Annotated in this window: 3 protein-coding genes; all 3 read left to right on the forward strand. The window is 38.2% G+C overall.

All coding sequences use genetic code 11. The annotated features are described in order from the left end of the window. The first annotated feature begins 117 nt into the window (after nt 1–117). Nucleotides 118–966 (forward strand): AraC family transcriptional regulator, encoded by an 849-nt coding sequence (locus AC1DPQ_RS23830; protein ID WP_477582236.1) that lies wholly within the window; start codon nt 118–120, stop codon nt 964–966. A gap of 128 nt (nt 967–1,094) precedes the next feature. Next, nucleotides 1,095–2,420 (forward strand): amidohydrolase, encoded by a 1,326-nt coding sequence (locus tag AC1DPQ_RS23835; RefSeq protein WP_477582234.1) that lies wholly within the window; start codon nt 1,095–1,097, stop codon nt 2,418–2,420. Between the two features lie 105 nt (nt 2,421–2,525). Next, the coding region (locus AC1DPQ_RS23840) for a hypothetical protein (protein ID WP_477582232.1) at nt 2,526–2,718 on the forward strand (193 nt) is incomplete at its 3' end.

The raw sequence follows: 2,718 nt of genomic DNA on the forward strand, positions 1-2,718 counted from the left end.
GATATAAAATTAAATCATGATCCTTCATCTCAGTTAAAACCTGCGTAATAATATTCCTTCATTCACTTTCCATCTTCTTTTTTCGTAACTTCTATACAAAAATGGTATTTTTCGTCGATGGATGTGATTGCAAATTTTCCTATACTCGATATCAGTGAATTCTGGCCCGAGCAAGATTCGGGAAATAACTTGCTGTATCATGAAATAATTGGAAAAAGGCATATCGAAAAACCACATAAACATGATTTTTTCCTTTTTATGCTTTTTGAGGAGGGTAGCGGCATGCACACCATCGATTTTGTAGATCACCAGGTCGCCGGGAGTCAGTTGCACTTATTGTTTCCCGAGCAGATCCATAAATGGGAGCTCGGCGAAGAAACCCACGCCCATCAACTTATGATTAGTAGGGGTATATTCGAAACGCTGGCCAATTCTTTACGTTTTTCATTAATCTTATACCAAAATTATCCGGTAATAAACTTAAGTACCGAAGCTTATGGAAAAATCCTGTACGAATTTCAGCGCATCAGATCCGAACTCGCAAAGCCTGCCATACTTTGGGAAATTATCAATGCCAGGATCAGGCTTATTGCGCTGATGGTTAGTGAAGAGGCAGAAACATTGTTCAATAACCAAACGGTTTATCAAACCAAACCGATGCTGTTTAAATACCGCTCGCTGATCGATATGCATTATAAGAAGGAAAAACTTGTTGGGTTTTATGCCGATCAGTTAAGTATTTCAGCAAACTATCTGAACATGCTCTGTAAAAAACATTTTCATGTATCGGCCACGGCGCTCATTCAAGAACGTTTAATCCTAGAAGCAAAACGGATTTTACTGACTACCGAAAGGCCTATTAAAGCGATTGCCTTCGATCTTGGGTTTTATGACGTCGCTTATTTCTCTAAATTCTTTAAAAATCAAACCCGAATTACTCCACGCGCATTTCGCGAACAGTTATGAATTGAGCAGGATATAGGCTGTAAATTCGATAAATAAGTATAGATAGTTATAAATGATACAATTTTTAATATAAATCCTACTATTCATAAACATAACAGAAGGTTATTTTTGTAATAAAGAATCCTGTTATGATAAACCCAAATTCGATCTCGAGAAAAGATTTTATTAAAAGCTCATCTATTTTGCTTGCAAGCACCTGTTTATTGTCAGCAGAACAGGCCATTGCAGATGAAAATGTAGACCCTTTCTCAGGAAAAACTTTGACCTTAAAAAATGTTAGGCTCGAAACGGGATTCGAATATGATCAGGATGAGGTAATCAAAACGAAAACCGAACTTTTTATTATTGAGATTGAAGATGGTAAGGTGAAGCGTGTTCTTCCTAATAAGCCTAATACAAAAGCAATCGATGCAAAGGGATTGTTAATGCTCCCGGCTTTCAGAGATATGCACATTCATTTGGATAAAACCTATTATGGATTGCCGTGGCAGGCGCATTTGAAGAAGAATAGATCTGTAAAGGATATGATTGCTTTCGAACAACAGATAATCCCTGAGCTGTTAAAAACGTCTATACCACGTAGTGAAAAATTAATTGAGTTACTTCAATCTTACGGAACAAGTTATGCAAGGTCGCATGTAAATATCGATCCTACCTCTGGATTAGACTCGCTGAAGCATTTAGAAACCGCATTATTGCATAAAAAGAAATCTTTTCAGGCAGAGCTGGTGGCTTTCCCACAGCATGGCATCTATTATACTAAATCTGCGGAACTGCTGAAAGAAGCAGCCAAAATGGATATAGACTTTATTGGTGGCCTTGATCCAACTTCTATAGATGGTGGTATTGAAAAACATATGGATTTTGTGGTGCAACTGGCATTGGACAATGGAAAGGGGATCGATATCCACCTCCACGAACCAGGCGAATCTGGTTTGAAAACAATCGAATACCTGATTGATAAAGTAATGGAAAACCCAGTGCTGAAAGGAAAAACCTATGTGAGCCATGCTTTTGCATTGAGGTATCTCGATAAAACAAAAACCGAAGAAATTGCTGAAAAACTTGGCGCTGCAAAAATGGGAATAGCTTCAACCATTCCGCTTTCTGGTAACCCAATGCCAATCCCTGCATTGTACAAGTATGGCGTAGAAGTGGTAGCTGGTAATGATTGTATCGTTGACCATTGGAATACTTTTGGCACAGGAAGCATTTTGCGAAAGGCGAATATAGCTGCTCAAATTTATGGCTATCGTACAGAATTTGAACTTTCAAGGATCTTGAAACTGGCTACTGGTAATATCCTTCCGCTAGATGATAAGGGAAATAGACAATGGCCTAACACAGGCGATAAAGCCAATCTGGTACTTGTTGATGCCAGTTGCTCTGCAGAAGCGGTATCAAGGGTATCACCTGTTAAATCACTGATACATGCTGGAAACCTGGTTTTCTGATTAAATGAAAATGAATTGAAATATTTCTGATAGAATAAGCTTATGACCTGTGTTTTTTGTGAAAAAATCTTATCTTGATTTTACACACAAATAAATTTTAAGGATATGAAAATCACATTAGACACAAAATCCCTTTTATTGGGTTTTTTGGGCGCAGGCTTAATGTTTACGGCCATCAGTTTTAAAAACGGACAGGATCAAACCGGTGGAAGGTACCGCACCGAAGTAAACGCCAACAATCTTGTCGTTATCCTCGATACTGAAACCGGAAATTATATCATTGGCCCAGGCATACAGT

Source organism: Pedobacter sp. 01T416_2, from assembly GCF_056398925.1.

What these genes read in the sequence shown, in the direction of transcription:
- AC1DPQ_RS23830 (WP_477582236.1), top strand. Translation starts at nt 118, where the DNA reads ATGGATGTGATTGCAAATTTTCCTATACTCGATATCAGTGAATTCTGG.
- AC1DPQ_RS23835 (WP_477582234.1), top strand. Translation starts at nt 1,095, where the DNA reads ATGATAAACCCAAATTCGATCTCGAGAAAAGATTTTATTAAAAGCTCA.